Origin of the sequence: Candidatus Leptofilum sp. (assembly GCF_965223525.1) — a bacterium.
GTDB lineage: Bacteria > Chloroflexota > Anaerolineae > Promineifilales > Promineifilaceae > Leptofilum.
This window is the reverse complement of sequence record NZ_CBDCWX010000005.1, coordinates 1,006,186-1,024,460: the sequence shown is the minus strand read 5'-3', so window position 1 is coordinate 1,024,460 and position 18,275 is coordinate 1,006,186. Positions and strand designations below refer to the sequence as shown.

Genomic DNA, 18,275 nt, shown 5'->3' with positions numbered 1-18,275 from the left:
CACAGAGACGCACGGAGAACTCTCCGTGCATCTCTGTGACATCTCCGTGTAACTCTGTGTTCCTAAAAAAAGCACTCATCATCATTCTTCTCTCTCTTTCACTCCTCAACTGTCAACTTGTAAGCCGCACGCCCCAATTGCTGCAAGAAAGTGCCGATATTGACCGGGACGACGCAATTTTCCTCCTCGGTGGGCAGCCGCGCACGCTGGACCCCGCCAAAACGCTGGGTGGCCCCGACGGCGCGTTAGGCCACATCTTCTCTGGATTGGTGATGCTAGATACTGATTTGCAGGTGCAACCAGAGCTAGCCGCCGGATGGGAAGTGAGTGAGGATGGGCTAACCTACACCTTCTACCTGCGTAAAAATGTGCTGTTCCATGACGGACGGCCGTTCACTGCCCAGGACGTCATTTTTAGTTGGGAACGGGCTGCCAACCCAGACACCGGCTCCGACACTGTGCAAACCTACCTCGGCGACATCGCAGGCATTCAGGCGGTGATCGATGGCGAGGCAGAGCAAATTAGCGGCCTGCGGGCCATTGACGACCACACGCTGGAAGTGCAGCTAACCGCCCCAGTCGTCTACTTTTTGCAGAAGCTGGCTTACCCAGTGGCCTTTGTGGTGGATAGCGAGACGGTAGACAGGCGCAACTGGGAATACGAACCCAACGGCACCGGCCCCTTCCGCCTACAAAATTGGGAGGATAATGAAGAGATCGTTCTGGTACGAAACGACAGTTACTATCTGGAACCAGCCCGCGTACGCCACGTTGTGTATGATTTGGGACCGGGGCTGGCGCTGGCGCAGTACGAAGAAGGCGACATTGATCTGGTTGGTGTTGGCGGGGCCAATCTGGATCGCGTAGAAGACCCTAACAACAGGCTGCACGATCAGCTTGAGCTAGGCGTCAGCCTTTGCACCTCGACGATTGGCCTCAATACCCAAATTGCCCCATTTGACGACGTGCAGGTGCGCCAAGCCTTTAACTATGCGCTGGATAAAGAACTACTGATTGACACTTTCTCCGGCGGCGATGCTTTGGTGGCGACTGGCTCTTTACCGCCGGGAATGCCGGGCTACAGCAGTGACCCTGCCCGTGGCTACGCCTTCGATCCGGTGAAAGCCAACCAGCTTTTGGACGAGGCAGGGTATGCAGACCGCAACACTTTCCCGACGCTTACCTACACGACGTCTGGGTATGGGGATGTGGGGGGATATGTAACGGCCGTAATCTCCCTCTGGCAAGAAATGTTAGGCATCACCATCCAACCCGTCGTCGTGGATCCGTTCATTTATTACGATGAGCTGTACGCGGGCAACGCAGGCAATATTTACGGTAGCGGCTGGTGCGCCGACTACCCCGATCCGCAAAACTTCCTCGACATTTTGTACCATAGCAGTTCGCGGCAAAACGTCGGGCGTTATGTTAACTCTGAAGTGGATATGCTGCTGGAGCAGGCACGAATTGAGGAAGATGTAGACATGCGCCTGGCGCAATACGCCGAAATTGAGCAACGCATCGTCGCTGACGCGCCGGTGGTTTTTGTTAGCCACAGCCTGCAAGCCGCCCTCATCAGCCCCGATTTGGACGGGTACGTCCTCACCCCTATGGGCGTTCGCCAATGGCACCGCGTTTCGGTAAATCGGTAAACGGTGAACGGTGTGTGGTAGGGGCGAGGCGGTTGGCCTCGATCTTCCGCAAACCAGACGGCCGTTCCCCTCCAACCGCCTCGCCCAATTGCCTATGCGCGTGCCAGCAATGATGGTTTGCGATAATGTTGGGCGAGGCAATCGGTGACGAGGTGGTTTGTTTGTACCAACGTTTTGGCCGATTGCCTCGCCCCTACCACATGTTTTTTACGACAACGCCTCGACCAATGATTGCAGGATTTGGGCCAACTGGGGCGGGAGACCGGGGGGGATGGCAGGAATGGGTTCATTGGCGGCAACGGCGGAGAGGAAGAGGCCGATTTGCCCCAATGGCCCCGGCTGTTCCATGAGTTGGGCGATGGCTTCCTCAACGTCAGGGGGGAGCGGGGCGTTGGTGGAGCGAGCCTGGTATGCGGCTTGCGCCAGTGCCAAAATGAACTGTGCCAACTGCGGGTTGGCCAGTGGATTGGCAGCTTGATCGGCGGCATCAGCGCGACGGAGGGCCTCTAGTTCGGCGAGTTTGGCCTCCCGTTTAGCCTGCCACTGCGCCGCCGCTGCTGCATCCCCCCGGCCGCGGGCGAGGGCAGCCATATCACCGTAAGGCATGTAAACTTCTGGCAAATTGAGCGATTCATAGATTCGCACGGTCTGCAAAGTATTTTCTTCCGCTTTGTCAAATTCTCCCAACAGCCGGTATATTTGCCCCAACTGCCCATATGACGACGCTGCGCCTACCTGATTGCCCATTTCTAGCTTGATTGCTAGACTTTCGGCCACAGAAGCCGCTGCTTGCCGCAAATAGGCGGTACGGTGGGTGTTGTCGGCGGCCTGCTTTGCCCGCGTTTGGTAGAGGATGCCCCGGTTTTGGGCAACAACGGCTAACTGTCCCCGGTCACCGAGTTTTTGCGCCAGTTCGTGGGCACGATTGTACCACGTTGCCGCAGCATCCAACTGCCCGCGCTGCTGTTCGGCGCTTGCCAGCAAATCGCAAGTACGCATTTGCGAGCTTTGCTCTCCAACTTGCTGGAAGATGTTGAGCGCTTCTCGGTAGCGGGTGACAGCACGGCCGTACTCTCCTTGACGACCATGCAAAATGCCCATCCACTGTATGATTGAGCCTTCCAATTCCTTATCGCCAGCCCCCTGCGCTGCCGCCAGCGCTTCTTCATAGCGGTGTTCGGCGGCACCATACCGGTTCTGCTCCGTCAGGATTTGGGCGATTTGTGTCAGCCCGACGGCAATTTCCCGGTCACGGCCGATTTCACGGTCAATAACCAGTGCATGTTCGGCCATTCGCAGAGCTTCGTCCAGTTGGCCCAAATCTTTATAGGCGTTGGCCAGGTCGCCCAGCGCGGCGGCGAGGTTGCCCTGCGCTGCTTCTCCTGGAAGTTTTTCAAACAAGTTAATCGCTTGTTTCGCAAGAGCCACCGCCAAATCAAATCGTCCGGCACGGACATAAACCCTTCCTAGACTACGATACCCCAGCGCTATTTGAAAGGTGGGGTCGGCACCGTCGCGGAGGCCGTTGTTTTGTAGGGTCTCGATGAGGCCTTGCACTTCCTCTATCGCTTGCGCCGCCTGCCCCTGCGTGAACAGCGTCCAGGCGTGCCGCCAAATTGCTTCGCAAGCGGCATCGTCCGGCAAATCGTCATCCGGGACGGCTAACTGCGCTTTGGTCCAGGCGGTGAGGGCGTTCCGTTCACGCAGTCGCCCGGCGCGTTGCAGGTAAACGTTCAATGTCTCGGCAATGCCCCCACCGGCGGCCCGTTTCCCTTGCTTAAAAGCAATGGCGGCGGCTCGGCGCAGGTTGGCCTCTTCGCGGGCGGTCAGCGCCATCCCTAATGCCGGGTGTTGGCCGCGCAGCAAGTCGCCGGCCAATTCCATTACATTCCAATACACCGCCACAAATCGCGCCGCCGTTGTTTCGCCCTCAGCGGGGTTGAGGCGTGCCGCGTCAGCCAATGTGGGGTGAAAACGCAGGTAAGGGGTGTTGAAGCCGTCCAGCTCCTCGACGCGAATCAGTGCGGTCTCCACCAGTTCTGCCCGCACCGCCGCCCACGTTTCTGGCGCGATTTCGGCAAAAGCGAGTATGGACGCTTCAAAAGCTCCGCCATCAAACCAGCCCAGGTAAGGCCATACCTGCTGGGCAGCTTCGCTGAGGCGGCGTTGGGAAAATGCCAAAGAGGCCAGCAGGGAGCGGTTGCGCCCTTCGTAAGCGTCGTCGTCGCTAAATTGGGGCAGCAGTTGGTCGTAGTCAGCCACGATTTGCGCCGGGGTTAGCTGCCGCAAATGGGGGGCCACCAGTTCAATAGAGAGGGGGTGGTCGTCCAGCTTTGCCAGCAGGTCGGCCATCTCGTCCCGGTCGTAGGCGCTGGCGGTCACGTCAATGCTCTTTTGGTCGAGGATGGCGGCCAGCAGGTAGAGGCTGTCCGGGCGGGCTAAGCCACGCAGCGGCAGCTCTTTAAGCCCTTGCAGGCCAGTCTCCTGCGGACGGCAGGTGACGAGCAGGCGGCCTTGCGGCCGTTTGCCGTTTCGCTCGCCAGTCAACTCAGCGTACAGTTTGTGCAGCTGGGCGCGGGCGTCGTCGGAGAAGGCGGTGGCTTCCGAGACATCCGATTTTTTCAAAAAATCAGATGTCTGATCGTCGTTTTGGTAGATGGGCAAGGTGGATTCAAAATTGTCCCACACCAGCAGGACGGGGGTTTGGTGGAAGAGGTTGACGGCCGTTTCCCACCGCTCATCCGCCGACAAAGCCGGAAAATCTTCCCCGCGCAAGGCCGCGCCCAATAGCTGCACCACCCGCTCCGCGCCCGCTTTTTGCTCAAAGGAGTGAAAAACGGCGGCGCTGAAGCGACCTTTACGCAGTTCCCAGGCCGCCGCCTCGCGCGCCAGGGCTGTTTTGCCCATCCCGCCCATCCCGCTAAAGAGGACGGCGTTGTGGCGGCGGAAGGCGCGTTCTAACTCTAGCAGTTCGGCGGCACGGCCGTGGAAGCGGTAGCGGGGAGGCGGGGGGAAGTTGTGGAAAATCTCCTCACCCCGTCCCTCTCCCCCACGGGGAGAGGGAGTTGCAGAGGGAATGAGGGTGGGGTCGGGGCCGATTTGGTAGAGTTGGGGGATGAACCAATCTTGCAGATCAATCGTCTCGGCGTTGGGGCCGCGAGAGAGCCAGCGGGTGCGGTTGGCGTGGATGCGGGTGCGCCCTTCTTCTAAGGCTTGTCCTACAGAACGGGAATCGGCCAGTTGGCGGTAAAATCGTTCCACCAACAGTTTGGCCGCTTCCACATGCACCGCGTGGCTAAAGGCCACCACGCTGCCGACGCCGCTTTGCAGCAAAGCGGGGGCCACGGAGCCAAAGACGGGCTTCTGGGACAGGTCGGCGCTGCGGCATGCTTCTAAAATGACCAGCGGCACTTCCAGCCGGGAAAGCAAGTCGCCCATGCGGGTTCCGGCGATCAGTTCAGACTGGCCATTGTCCCGCTCAAAGGCCAATGCGCCGACGCCGGTGCGGGGCAGGTAGGTGCCGTGGCCATCAAAATGGACGATGTGATACGGTTCTTGCGCCGCCCGCGCTGCCGACACCATCTCTTCTAGCCGGGCAAAGGTGGGCGGTTCGCAAAAATCAAGTTGGGCCAGGTCGGGTAGCTCGTCCAGCGCGTCCATCACCGGGCGCAGGCTGGTGCGCGGGTCAATAAAGCCTGTATCCGTGGGGCGGCTGACGATGAGCAAAATCCGCAGCGGCAAGCCAAAATCGTAGCTGACGCGCATCCCGCTGCCCTGCAGCTGCCTGCGGATGACCACGCCGCGAAAGGCCAGTGGCCCCCGCTTGTCGCGCATCATCTCCCAGGGTTGCCCCAGCGCGTCGGCGTCGGTTGTGCCGATGGTCAGCAGGCGGGGTTCGGGGTCGCGCATGAAGTTGTTGTAAACATGGGTGCCTTCGACCGTGCCAAAGAGGGCGTTGAACAATGCTTCGCCCCAGGTTTTCAGCTTGCGCTCAACGGCGGCAGCTTTGGTGCGCTCACCGCCGAGGGGGAACTGCATAAATTCTTCCAGATACCAGCGGAGTTCTTCCACGTTGTCGCTGTTCATGGGCAAAACCAGCGGGAATGAATCGGACAAAGGGCCATTGGCGTCTACCCACTTGGCGGTGTAGTCGTCTTTCTGGCGGTCAATGATGAGTCGAATTTGGGTCATGGCGTAGTTCCTAATAATGAATTGAGAAGTGTGAATGGGGCTCTCACTTCTCAATTCATTATTCATTGTTCACAATTCATTATTTCTAAAGGGTGAATCTAGTATGGCGTTTCTCTTCCTGCGGGATGCCATAGCGGAGTGGGCCGAATTCATTCTGCACGGTCACCACAAACTCAATGGAGCCACGTCCGCCGCCGCTGCCGGGTAGGGCGGCAATAATGGCGTAGACAAATTGGTCACCATCAAGCGGGTGGGCGGGATGGCTTTTGAATTCCCATACGGCCGTTGTCTGTCCTGCTCCGTAGCTTTGCACAATGGGAAAGGCCTGCCGGTGTTCAATTTCTACGCCCAGCTCGCCCGGTTTAAAGCTGATCACTTTGGCAAAGGAGAGTTCGGGGCTGAGTTTGACGTTGAACGTGCCTTTGTCTTCCACTGTCAGCCGGTTGGGGAAGAGGCTGTAGGCGTACACAGCTCCCTGCTCTGCGCTGGCGTTGCGGGGACGCAGGTAGAGGGATTGGGCGGCGTTGGTGATTTGGCGACGGCCGTTTGGGTCGCGCAGGGTACAAGCAAAGCGAGCCAGCCAAAATTCAGCCCCGCCCAACGGCGGTGTCCATTGCCAACTTCGATTCCCAGGGCGTCGGCAACCGGCCATAATTCTGGCTTGCCCAGGGTTACTACCGGGCGTTCTGCCGCGTCTTTGGCCGACATGGCCGTTTCCGGCGGCACAAGTTCGCCTTCCCAGGCGATGGATTCAATATGATTAGGGGTTTTGATGAGCATACGCACCTCCCAACTGTATTTGCGAACGGAACAATTCAAGGACAAAAACATTATAAGGAAGTTGGCTGTGTTGTTCAATGGGTTCAGGCGTTTACCAAAGTTTGTCTTATCTGTTGCCGCCCCCTTGTCTAGCACTGTGGAGCGATAGCCAAATGCCGATTTTGTCGGGATGGTTTTCCCTTCATTTTAATTGTCAGACAAACGTGAGATAAAAGCCGTAAGCTGCTGCCTATGAGTTACAAAAAACGGAGTCATAGAAATGAAAAATAGCAAATTAGTGCAAATTGGTTTATTGGTTGTCATCGTGATTGCTGGGGCGTTGTTGGCAACCTCGTTTCCCTCGGCAGAACGGATAATTATGCGGATTACGGTGGTTGCGGGGGCTGCTGTGGTGCTTAATTTGTGGAGCATGTGGCGTGAAGGGCGTGCCCAAAAGAAACAGGCGATAGAGGCAAAAGATGATGCGGCTTAATGGGTTAGCGATACTCTTTTTGTTTGGTAGCGCCGCGGTTGGTTTGCTGCTCCAGCGTTTTGTGGCACCGGGCAATGAGGCCGTTGCGGTTTTGATTGGCGGTACCTTGATGCTGCTGCTGGATTTGGGCTACCGTCTGCGAAATGACGCTTTTAACGGCCGTCCCAAATGGATTTCCATGAAGGCGGGGGCATATCTGGCTTTTTTCCCGCTTTGGGGTTGGGGGTTGGCGATAGCTGTAGTGGCGCTGGTTCAATTGGTTACGGGTCAAGACATTATTTAAGCAACCGCAGTTTCTTGTTGCGCGTTGGTGGCGCGGATTCTTTCCCGCCTACAAAATTAAAACGGCCGTTTCTGTTGTGTGTGGAAACGGCCGTTTTTTTTGTGCCACTCTCAACTGCGGTTACAATCCGCCGCTTATGATTGTGACCCTGATTATCTTCCTGGCTATTTTTGTCCAGTCGGCCTCTGGTTTTGGGCTGGCGCTGGTTTCTATGCCGCTGCTGGTGGGGGCAGTTGGCGTGGGAACGGCAACGCCGCTGGTGGCGGTGGTGGCTCTCACCGCCGAAATATTTTTGCTGCGCCGTTATTGGAAAAGCCTCCAGTTTGCCGCCGTTAAGCGAATCTCTTTGGCTTCGGTTGTTGGTATTCCGCTGGGTGTTTTTGTGCTACGCACGGTAGACGGCCGTATCGTGACAGCCATTTTGGGGATTGTGGTGACCGGCTACGCACTGTACGCACTGTTTACCCCGCGGCTGCCTCAGCTACGCCAATCTGGATGGGCGTATGGCTTTGGGTTTATTGGCGGGGTGCTTAGCGGTGCTTACAACACCAGCGGCCCCCCTGTGATCATCTATGGCACTTGCCGCCGCTGGGAGCCAGCCACCTTTAAGGGCAACTTGCAAGCGTACTTTTTTATCAACAGCCTCTTTACGCTTTCAGCCCATGCGATCAGCGGGAATTTTACGGCCGTTGTTTGGCAAAAATATCTGTGGGCGTTGCCAGGTATTGGGTTAGGGCTTGTTTTGGGGCGATTGGTAGACGGCTGTGTCACGCCAGACAAGTTCCGCCGGGGCGTGCTTATCCTCCTCGTCCTGCTCGGAATTCGCCTAATGATTGGTTAGCCGGGTAAAGGTTGAGTGAATTCTCTTGTTCAAACAGTAAGAACTCATTACACTGTCAGCTATGGATGAGCAACAGGAGCAGTTTGAAGAAGCACAGCCCCAAGACCCAACAAAACGCCGCCGCCGTGTGGAACGACGATACCGTTTTGCTTCTCGTAAACAGCGAAGGTTGCCCCAGCTTCGCTGGTGGCGAGAAGCGCTCCTGGTTTTGTTGCTGGCAACGGCCGTTCTCTTTCTTATCAATCCCTTCACCCGGCTGGCACAATCGCAGGCTACCGTTGCTCGTCCAGTGGAGCCATTGGCCGTCACGCCGCCCACAAATCCTGAAGAAGGATACTGCCTGACGGGAGATTTTTTGGATTGGAACGGCCGTAGCACGCCGCTGCTCGATGATGGCACCAGCGGTGATCGCACGGCCGGGGATAACCTTTATTCACGCACCATCACATTTGAGGAGCCAGGGCGGTATTTGTGGCGGGTGTTGCCCTGTGGACAGTGGAATTCGGCCGTTCCCGAAAAATCTGCCTGGGTATTTGCCACCGCACCAAATCAGCCAATCACCTTCACCTTTAATCCAGAGATGCCCCCAAGCCGTTTGTGGCCGCGTAGCTATGCCTTTACTGCCAACGACACGCTGCCAGCGCGGGTTGTGGCTGTGGGTAGCTTTCAACCAAACCGTTGGGATAGTGAGGATACCCAAACGCAGATGGATCCATCTGGGAATGGGCAGTTTCAGTTAGCCTATCGCATTCCGCTGCCAAGCAGCTACCAAGCCTATGTGCTTATTCAAGGACGAGACGAGGGAGTTGGTGCAAGCGGCCGTTCGATGGAGCCGATTCCGCTTGAATTTAGCACAGAGTTCCCGGCCGAGATGGTTGTGATTCAATACGATGCCCGCACCGACCGCATCAGTGTCTTGTCTGGGATGCCATGGTGGTTAAGCTGGCTTGGCTTTGGCTGGGGAGCCAGACTCATTGCTGCCTTTGCCTTGGTCGGCTTTTTGGTGCTTGGGGCACAAGTTGGTTACAGTCGCGTTGTTCAGAGACCCGATTGGCAGTACAGTGCTGGCTGCCCTAACTGCCAGCAGCATGATTTCAAGCGCATTACGCGTGAAATGCCAGATTATTTGCTGGATTTAATTGGCGTGCCGGTACGCCGCTACAAATGCAACCATTGTGATTGGGAAGGCCGCCGCATTTACCGCCGCCGGTCGTGAGCAGTGGACAGAAGAACCGCTAAGGCTTGCAGTAGGATGTCAATGTCGGCTGAGGTGTTATAGGCTTGCACCGAGATGCGAATGTGGTGACGGCCGTTCCACGTCACAATGGGCACCTCAACATTAAACTGTTGCAGCAGCGCCGCCTTGAATGCCTCCGGGTTTGCCAACTGGGGCAACTGCACGGTGGCCATCTGATGATAGAAGCCTGCGCCGCCATCTGGGTAAATGGAGGGCAACCCGGTGAGGGCGCAAATGCGGCGGATGGCTTCGGTGAGTAGCTGGTGGCAGTTTTGGCGAACGGCCGTCCAATCATGATCCACCTGAAACTGAATTGCCGCCGGAACCGCTAGGTACGCCGATACATCATTCGTACCCAGCCACTGGTTATAATCCAGAAAATCAGAGCCAAACGATAGCGTCCGCTCTGGCCCCCAGCCCCAGCCCACAACCAATGGCTCGATGAGCGACTGCTTGTCTGCCCGTGCATACAAAAATGCAGACCCCTTGGGGCTGCACAACCATTTGTGCAAATTGCCAAAGTAAAAGTCTGGGTCAATTGCTGATAAATCCAGCGGCAGCTGCCCCGGTGCGTGTGCCCCATCAATGATCGTTAGAATGCCCGCCTGCCGCGCTCGATGACAAATTTCGGCTACAGGAAAGCAAACGGCCGTAGACGAGCTAATGTGGCTAAGGAAGATAACGCGAGTGCGAGGCGTCACGCCTTGCCAAAGCTGATCCACAATTGCTTCCGGCGTCGTCAGCGGCACAGAAATGGGCTGCTGCACAAGGCCAAAGCCGCGCTTTTGGCTGAGAAACTGCCACACGCTAGTGCACGCGCCATACTCATGGTCAGTCGTTAACACGTCGTCGCCTGGCCCCAAAACCAGCGACCGGGCCACAATATTCAAACCAAACGTGGCGTTAGGAATGAAAACAAGATCGTCACCATTGGCTCCCACGAAGTGGCCTAATTGCTGGCGAGCCTGTGCCAAATGGTTCCACAGTTCTTTCTGGATGAACTGTACGGGCTGACGCTCTAGCTGCCACTGCCACGCTTGGTAGTTGGCAAAAACGGGCCTGGGCGTCGCCCCAAACGAGCCATGATTCAGGAAAACAACATCGGGATCGATTAAGAACTCTGCTTTCAAAAGATTTTTCCTTTTTGCGGTAGCGTTATATTGAGAATTTTGCCTGCCAAAATAGGCTCAACCTGGTTTTGCGCTTCATTTCACAAAGTTGCCCCTCATCCTTAAATCATTTATTCTGTTTGTAGTCGGCAAAACTGTCGTTTGCTATTTCACAAACTATTTGCTGGCAACGCTGTAAAAGCCAAAAGAATTTTGAACTAGAGTAGCCTCGCACTTGGCTTTTACTTGAGTAAACCGCAGAGAAACCGTCCTTCGTTCTCAAAATTGTTCTGTGGTTTGCACACAAACTCTGTTTGCAGTACAAAAATTGATGCCCAACCATAATGATGCGCGTATGAGCCGTGACGGTTACCGATTATCCAGTCATTTCTCGTCTAAGGTCAGCCAAAGCGAATAGTTTTTTCGGGAATACGGCCGTCACGCCATTCAATCGTATCCTTCCGTTGTGCAGGCATTTTGCAAACTCACACAAATTAGCGATAGAGTAACGATAGTCCAGTAACCTCTATAAAACACACCTCAGGATTTCTACAATGATAAAAAACAGTGAATATAACCAGCAAGGACAGCGTGTTGATGGACATCAGGCGAACATTGCAGGCGACGGGAAAATTGGCCAGATTGGTAATAATTACCATATCGCGAAGGCACAATTTAACCTTCCGCCAAAGCTTGTTGAACAAATTCTAACGCTTAACAATCGAGAGCAGCAGGAAGACTTTACGCTTGAGAAGATGCAAACGGAAGCATGGGAACCTGCAACGCTTTTCGTAGCAGCAGGTACGTTTCAAATGGGCAGTGAGCCAGATGAAGGCATCCCAGATTATGAAACACCGCAATTTGAAATGACTTTACCTGCTTATCGAATAAGTGAAAAACCAGTAACCAATGAACAATATAATTTCTTTCTAGACGCGACTAACAGGGATGTGCCTTCTGAACTAGGCTGGCAAAACGGCAACGACCCCTCTGAGGAGCAAAGCGAGCTGCCAGTAAAGGGAGTGACTTGGTATGATGCCCTTGCTTACTGCTCGTGGCTTATCAAGGAAACAGAACGGCCGTATACCTTACCGTCTGAAGCCCAGTGGGAATTAGCTGCCAGGTTGCCTATAGAAATGGTAGGCAGTATTCGGGAGTGGACAACGTCGTTATGGGGACGCAACCGTCGCCATAATCTCGATTCTATTAGCAAATATCCTTGGAAGGAAGCGCAGGAAGGGTGGAGGCCAAACAGTGGACATGATTTTCTTAAAGAAAGTCGGCGAATTCGGCGGGTGACGCGGGGGGCTTCCTTACTGCCCGACGGACCTTTTAGAGTAACGCGGCGTGAATCAGAACTGCCTTATATGCGTGGGATGAAAAACGGCCGCATTGGTTTTCGCGTGGTACTCAATTGGGAGGTGGCAACATGAGCACAAGACCTATGCGGCGCGGAGATGCCCTAGCGCGACAGCGCGGGCCAAAAAGCCAGCCAAGTAAAGATTTATTTTTCAAAAAACGGTGCAAAGATATTCAAGATGGCAAACTCATTCCAATTATTGGTGACACCATACGCAATGCCCATATTTTTGACCATGATGCCGACCAAAACCTGGGTGTGGCGACGGCTAAAAACCAAGCCAACTCCCACATTGATTATGACAAGCTGAATGTTACAGAAGAGCTAACCCAAAGTTGGGCTAATGGCGGCACATATTTAGAAGGTAAAGAAGAACCCATCACCTACCCACTTACAGATAATATCCGCATTGCTCGAGTGGCCCAATTTTATGCCCTTGTTCATAACGAGCCACTTACTGCCAAAGAAGATTATCTCTCCTTTCTAAAAGATGAGTTGATTGGCATTGCTTATGATGTTGCTGAGATGAAAAACGATAATGAAGAAATGGCCTTTATTCGACAATTAGCTGAAGAACAAACATTATCTTATTCAGATATTGTAGCCGAGCTGGACTATCCTCAATTTCCAGAAGGCCAAGAGGATCCGCTACAAATATTGGCTCGTTTACCAATCAAAGTTTATATCACAACTAGCTACCATGATTTTATTGAACGAGAGCTAGAGGCCGCAGGTAAATATCCACAAAGCCGTCTTTGCTTTTGGAATATGGCACCAGAGAATCTGGCTCCAGAACACCGACCAAACCCAGATTATAAGCCAGACAAGAACAACCCGGTTGTTTACCATTTGCTAGGCATGGAACAATACCCGGCCTCGATGGTTTTAAGTGAAGATGATTATCTGGATTTATTGTGGGCAATTGCTCGGGATGAAAAAGGACAAAGTCATAATGGTGATGGCATTATCCCCCCCTATTTTGAACATGTGTTAAAAGAGTCCTCTTTATTGCTGCTGGGCTACCGATTACATGATTGGGACTTAAAAGTTCTATTTCGAGGATTGCTCCGGGGAGATGAAGGCTTTGTTAAGCGTCGTCGCTCCAGTACCGCTATTCATATTGATTTAGATGAACAGCCCATGATCAATGACAAAGAAAAGGATCGAAAACAAGCCGAAAAATATATTAAAGATTACTTCAAACAAGCCTCTTTTGATGTGAAGTTTAGCCGATCAGATGACTTTATCAATACATTGTGGCAGGAATGGTTAGATTGGATTGGAGCAGAATCATGAGTTCCCAGCAACCAAATTTAGCACACAACAATAATCCATATGTTGGGCCGAGGTCTTTTGCCCGCGACCAATTCAACCTATTTAAGGGACGCTCTCGTGAAACAGATGAGTTGTATTCTCTTTTATTAGCCAGGCGGCTAGTGCTTTTTTACGCTCAATCAGGTGCAGGTAAGACCTCCTTGCTCAACGCTGGGTTGATTCCTCAATTGGAAGACTCACAGGAAGGTTTTGAGGTGTTGCCAATTGGTCGCGTGGGTGATTCAGTTAAGCCACCGAATAGTGTAGAAAATATTTTTGTCTTCAATTTGCTTATGAGTTTAGGGATCAGCAAACAGCCAGAGAAGTTGGTTTCTCTTCGTTTAAGCCAATTTTTGTTGGATCTTATTTTTGACGGCAGAGATTTTATTTATGCTGATGAGAGGAGTAGTCACTTTTATCCTACAGAAGAAGATGATGAATGGAATGAGGAAGAAGCATTTACTCCGGTTAAACCGCGTGTTCTAATTATTGATCAATTTGAGGAAATTTTTACCGTTCATCCAGAATATGAACAGGAGCGGATTGCTTTTTTTCACCAGCTCTCAAAGGCAATGTCTGAGGATCCTTATTTATATATTCTCCTGAGTATGCGTGGCGACTATGTGGATCGGATTTCCCCTTATGTTCACTTGCTGCCCAACAGCTTACGCTCTCGCTATAACATGGAGCGTATGCGGGAAACGGCCGCTCTCCAAGCAGTTAGTTTACCAGCCGAGGAAGCAGGACGGCCGTTTGCCCCTGAAGTTGCTCAAAAATTGGTTAATTATCTGCGCCGTGTGCAGAGTAGCACGGCTACAATAGAGAAGTTGGATCCGTATGTAGAAACGGTTCAACTTCAGGTCGTTTGTATGCAGCTATGGCAAAGTTTGGCAGATGTTCCTGGCAAAAACATCACGATGGAAAATGTAGATCAGGTAGCACAGCAATATGTGAAGCAATCGCGACACGGGGGAGTAGACAGTGCGACCGTAACCAATGAGGATCCCCTAGCACTATTTATTGACACTGCTTTAGCCAGCTATTATGAGCAGGCCGTGACTAGCATCTTAAATGACCCTACGTTACCCACAATTGATGAGTACCAGTTACGCAACTGGTTTTCAAAAGAGCTAATAACAGAGGCTGGCACACGCAGCTTGTTACCACGTGGCAAAACGGAGACAGAGGGCGTTCCCGAAACAATTGTTGCCTTGCTAGACACCAAACATCATCTTGTGCGAGACGACATGCGGGGAGGACGGCCGTTTATCGAACTCGTTCACGACTCCTTTGTAGACCCCATCCTCAGTGCCAACCAAAAGTGGCAAGAAAACCTGAACCGCCAAACCCCCTGGCTCAATGCGGCTTTCCTTTATAAGAAAACCCAAGACCCCGCCCTGCTACTAAAAGACGACAGCCTAAAAGCCGCCCAACAGCAGGCAAAAACTATGCAAAGCCTGCCAGATGAAGCGAATATCTACCTGAACGCCAGCCAAGAAGCCCAAGAGGCTAGAGAAACAGAACAGCAGGCAAAACAACAACAGCAACAATTAGAACACGAACGAGCCATTGCCGATGAGCATCGTAAACAGGCAGATTTACAGCAAAAACGTGCTGAAGAAGCAGAGGCAGCTAAGGCGAAACAGGGAAGATTGGCCACTACAGCTGTTGTTTTTACAGTTCTAGCAATTGTTGCTACTATCTTTGCATTTAGCCTAAGGCAACAAGCGATTGGGGCACAGGCTACGGCAGAAGCTGCTGCAACTCAGGCAATTGCGGCTGAAAGCACAGCAGTTGCAAATGCCACTCGTGCATCCGATGAGGCAATTAAAGCACAAGAAGCAGCCAATCGCGCAGCAACAGCCCAGGCCGAAGCAGAAGCTGCTCAAGTGGAGGCACAGCAACAAGAGTACATAGCAGATTCATTGTGGCTAGCAGCCCAAGCCGAAGAATATTTAAATAATTCTCAAACCGTTAGTGCGGTGCTGTTAGGTGTTGTTGCCAACCAAACCATTACAAGTGCCCAATTTGAAACAACAGATAATCTTTCTATAAACTCTGCCAAAGATTTTACTCAGGGTATTTTACTTGAAGCACTTTTTTACTTACCGCAGCCTGATGAAGCTGAGATGGATCAGGCAGACACGCTTTTTAGTCGCAGCGTCTTAGTCCCAACAGAAACAATTTCAAATCTTTTTCCCGGCCCCCAAGCCCATACCTTGGCTACCCTCCAAGAGGGTGCAATTGTTTATTGGTCAATTGATGAATTGATTACAAAAACAGTTGAGCTACCGACCACAAAAAACACCATTACCCAGGCTACCATTGATCAAAATAGCTCAAGACTCGCCATTGCAGCAGACAAAACGGTCACTGTATTTCCACTTACAGATGGTGCAATTGGTGAAAGCATTACCATTGAGGCCATGACCGAACAAAATGAAGACCCGTCAATCTCAACAATGACCTTCAATGCAAACGGTACTGTTCTGGCTATCGTCGCTTGTGCCGAAGCAAATGAACCGGCATCCGATGCACAAGAAGGTGCAGGAACGGGGAGTAGCCAAGGAGATGGAAACGAAACGGCCGTTTGCCAGATCCAAATCCATAATCTTTCAGACGGCGGGCCACTGACACACGCTTGTCAGTTGCCGCTTCCCAACATTACGGCCGTTGCCTTTTTTGACTATGAAAACCATCTGGTATGGAGTGGTCAACAAAACGAAACGAGCAACTCTCAACTCTTCATTTTAGATTACGATATTTGCGAATCTAAAGCTGTTCCTGTGCCAACTTCCCACAACATTCAATCAATTGCCCTTCTTCCCGAAGTCGAAGGCCAGAGCAGCCTGCTTGTAACCTCTGGGGGTAGTTTTTTACAATGGTGGCGATTTGATAAGGAACAGATCCAACTTCATCAATTAGGTTCGCTTCTGCAAACAGCAAACAGAATCAGAAATGGCCTGTTTTTGCCCAGCCAGCAAGCCTATCTAACCCTTGATGATAAAAATAATATCGTTTGGTACGAGGCAAATTTATCGTCTTGGCCGCAAATAGGGTGTGGCCTCGCTAATCGCAATTTCACCCAAGAAGAATGGGAAAATGCCTTTCCTTTAGACTCCTATGAACAAACCTGCAAAGAATATTACGATTTTGGCCCCCATATCTCCTTGGCCCTCAATGCCCTTGACGAAGCTAAAATCAGTTTACAACTATGCAACTTAGCAGAAGCTGAACAAGATTACATTTATGCCAGTGAAATTGCTCAAGAAGCGGATAATGAGGATATTCTAAACATTGACTTCTCCTCTTGGGCGTTAGCAGAGTTATTAAGTCAACATATTCTAGATCCCTCATCGTGCCAATTAAATGACACCGACACGCTACAAGCCCTTGTAGAAAGTAATATTGCCAGCGACCTTATCGATATTGCCAATATCATTGCCAGAGGGAAAGATTTTCTTGATCAAGAACTGTACAGTGATGCCTTATATGAGTATGAAACAGCCTTTAATCAGATAGCAACGCTTCTACCCGAGAAATATTATGATGTATTCAACCACAATATCATCTTTGACTATGGGCTCATTTGTGCCCTTGGTGATGCTTCTGATTATGATATGGCATGCAATCGTTTAGTTGGATTTGCCAAATCCCTCTCAATAGGAACGCCTATCGTCTCCACAACTCAGGCACAACAGGTTTGGGCATTTAACGGGGATGTTGGCGATATATTCTCTATTTCCATGAACACGACAACAGACACGCTAGACCCCTTCCTAATTATATTCGATGCAGATGGGAATTTCGTTGATTTTAACGACAATGATGGAGAGAGCTTTAACTCATTAGTTCCCACTCTAATTCTTACTTCAGCTGAACAATACATCATTCTCGCCACTAGAATTGATATGTCATTCGGTTCCTATGAACTTGAGGTAACCCAGGGACTCCCCAAAAATGCTTTTCTAGGCTCTACAAATTCAGCCCACACCGATGATACCCAACTTTGGGTATTTGAAGGCCAGGCAGGTGACTTTGTTACCATCGCGATGAATGCAGTTGATGAAGCCCTTGACCCCTATCTCACTTTGCTCGATTCAAACAGCAATTGGTTAATAGAAGATGATGATAGCGGCGGCAACCTCAATGCTTTAATCATTAGCTTCCCACTTGTTGAAACAGGTCAATATTATATTCAGACCACTGGCTTGAGTGGTTCTGTAGGAGGGTACGAGCTTACGATTACGAGGGGGAAACCTTCAGAAATTTCATTGAATACAAGCGAAATCGCTAACATGGAAGAGTCGCAAGTGTGGATTTTCAAGGCGCAGGCAGGTGACTTTGTCACCATCAGGATGAATGAAGTTGATATTGGGCTTGACCCTTATCTCACCCTGCTCGACTCAAATAACAATTTGCTAATGGAAGATGATGATGGTGGCAGCAATCTCAACGCTTTAATTGAAGATTTTCCAATTTCTGAATCAGGCCAATACTACATTCGCGCCACCGGCTTGGGTGGCAGTGAAGGGGAGTATGAGCTTACGATCGAAACAAACCCTATTCCGGCTTCCTTAGAGCAAATTGAGCAGGGTATGGTTGCTGAAGGGTTAGCCCAGCTGCAAGAAATTGGTGTCTTTGACGAGCCTAATCGGCTAACGGCTATAGAATATAATGAAATATGTTGGTGGGGCAGCTTGTGGGGCTTCGCGGCAGAGGTGTTGTTTGCTTGTGAAACGGCCGTTTCCCTAGACCCAACCAACGGCGGCATTGCCGACAGCTATGCGGTAGCCCTTGCTTTACTCGACCGTACAGAAGAAGCCCTTATATATTTCCGTCAATTTATTGAATGGGAAGGGGGGTATAACAAAACATTGCGAGAAGGATGGATTGAAGAGTTAGAAGAAGGTCGTAATCCATTTATTGTTGATGGTGATATAAACCACAATTTGCTGGAAATTCTTCGCAATGAATAAAATCCTCAGGAGAGTAACCTAACCGCGTAACAATCATTTAAGAAGATCGACACCTTT

General features: G+C 51.7%; 13 protein-coding genes. 9 read left to right on the top strand and 4 right to left on the bottom strand.

Annotated elements, in window-relative coordinates:
* The first annotated feature begins 56 nt into the window (after positions 1–56).
* Both ACOQPM_RS09860 and ACOQPM_RS09855 read left to right on the top strand, forming a co-directional pair.
* Positions 57–1,652 (top strand): ABC transporter substrate-binding protein, encoded by a 1,596-nt coding sequence (locus tag ACOQPM_RS09860; protein ID WP_420629086.1) that lies wholly within the window; start codon positions 57–59, stop codon positions 1,650–1,652.
* A 10-nt stretch (positions 1,653–1,662) separates the two neighbouring features.
* Entirely contained in the window at positions 1,663–1,800 is a 138-nt protein-coding gene (locus ACOQPM_RS09855) for a hypothetical protein (RefSeq protein ID WP_420629085.1), read from the top strand.
* A 59-nt stretch (positions 1,801–1,859) separates the two neighbouring features.
* Here the strand turns inward: ACOQPM_RS09855 and ACOQPM_RS09850 are convergent, their stop codons facing one another.
* From ACOQPM_RS09850 to ACOQPM_RS09840, 3 genes are all read right to left on the bottom strand, one after another.
* Positions 1,860–5,843 (bottom strand): tetratricopeptide repeat protein, encoded by a 3,984-nt coding sequence (locus ACOQPM_RS09850; protein WP_420629084.1) that lies wholly within the window; start codon positions 5,841–5,843, stop codon positions 1,860–1,862.
* 85 nt (positions 5,844–5,928) lie between these two features.
* Positions 5,929–6,312 carry a hypothetical protein gene (locus ACOQPM_RS09845; RefSeq protein WP_420629083.1) on the bottom strand — a complete coding sequence of 128 codons (384 nt, stop codon included), beginning with the start codon at positions 6,310–6,312 and terminating at the stop codon, positions 5,929–5,931.
* Complete coding sequence (locus tag ACOQPM_RS09840) at positions 6,279–6,623, bottom strand: hypothetical protein (protein ID WP_420629082.1); 345 nt, start codon at positions 6,621–6,623, stop codon at positions 6,279–6,281. The genes ACOQPM_RS09845 and ACOQPM_RS09840 overlap by 34 nt, the downstream gene beginning before the upstream one ends.
* Positions 6,624–6,882: 259 nt before the next feature.
* Here ACOQPM_RS09840 and ACOQPM_RS09835 point away from each other — a divergent pair, with 259 nt between their 5' ends.
* The 4 genes from ACOQPM_RS09835 to ACOQPM_RS09820 all read left to right on the top strand — a co-directional run bounded on the left by ACOQPM_RS09835 (position 6,883) and on the right by ACOQPM_RS09820 (position 9,435).
* Positions 6,883–7,095 carry a hypothetical protein gene (locus ACOQPM_RS09835; protein WP_420629081.1) on the top strand — a complete coding sequence of 71 codons (213 nt, stop codon included), beginning with the start codon at positions 6,883–6,885 and terminating at the stop codon, positions 7,093–7,095.
* Positions 7,082–7,378 (top strand): hypothetical protein, encoded by a 297-nt coding sequence (locus tag ACOQPM_RS09830; RefSeq protein WP_420629080.1) that lies wholly within the window; start codon positions 7,082–7,084, stop codon positions 7,376–7,378. Before ACOQPM_RS09835 ends, ACOQPM_RS09830 begins: the two co-directional genes overlap by 14 nt.
* Positions 7,379–7,514: 136 nt before the next feature.
* Positions 7,515–8,219 (top strand): sulfite exporter TauE/SafE family protein, encoded by a 705-nt coding sequence (locus ACOQPM_RS09825; protein WP_420629079.1) that lies wholly within the window; start codon positions 7,515–7,517, stop codon positions 8,217–8,219.
* 61 nt (positions 8,220–8,280) lie between these two features.
* Positions 8,281–9,435, top strand: a complete 1,155-nt coding sequence (locus ACOQPM_RS09820; RefSeq protein ID WP_420629078.1) for a choice-of-anchor X domain-containing protein — start codon at positions 8,281–8,283, stop codon at positions 9,433–9,435.
* On the opposite strand, the gene ACOQPM_RS09815 is transcribed toward ACOQPM_RS09820, so the two are convergent.
* Positions 9,417–10,586: an aminotransferase class V-fold PLP-dependent enzyme gene (locus ACOQPM_RS09815; RefSeq protein ID WP_420629077.1), complete on the bottom strand. Its 1,170-nt coding sequence runs from the start codon at positions 10,584–10,586 to the stop codon at positions 9,417–9,419. The two genes, ACOQPM_RS09820 and ACOQPM_RS09815, sit on opposite strands and share 19 nt — an antisense overlap.
* 533 nt (positions 10,587–11,119) lie before the next feature.
* Between ACOQPM_RS09815 and ACOQPM_RS09810 the strand changes: the two genes are divergently transcribed.
* The 3 genes from ACOQPM_RS09810 to ACOQPM_RS09800 are packed head-to-tail and all read left to right on the top strand — an operon-like array spanning position 11,120 to position 18,218.
* Positions 11,120–11,998 carry a formylglycine-generating enzyme family protein gene (locus tag ACOQPM_RS09810; RefSeq protein WP_420629076.1) on the top strand — a complete coding sequence of 293 codons (879 nt, stop codon included), beginning with the start codon at positions 11,120–11,122 and terminating at the stop codon, positions 11,996–11,998.
* Positions 11,995–13,221, top strand: coding sequence for an SIR2 family NAD-dependent protein deacylase (locus ACOQPM_RS09805; protein ID WP_420629075.1), 1,227 nt, complete (start codon positions 11,995–11,997; stop codon positions 13,219–13,221). Before ACOQPM_RS09810 ends, ACOQPM_RS09805 begins: the two co-directional genes overlap by 4 nt.
* On the top strand, positions 13,218–18,218 hold the full coding sequence (locus tag ACOQPM_RS09800) for a pre-peptidase C-terminal domain-containing protein (protein WP_420629074.1): 5,001 nt from the start codon (positions 13,218–13,220) through the stop codon (positions 18,216–18,218). Before ACOQPM_RS09805 ends, ACOQPM_RS09800 begins: the two co-directional genes overlap by 4 nt.
* Positions 18,219–18,275: the final 57 nt, after the last annotated feature.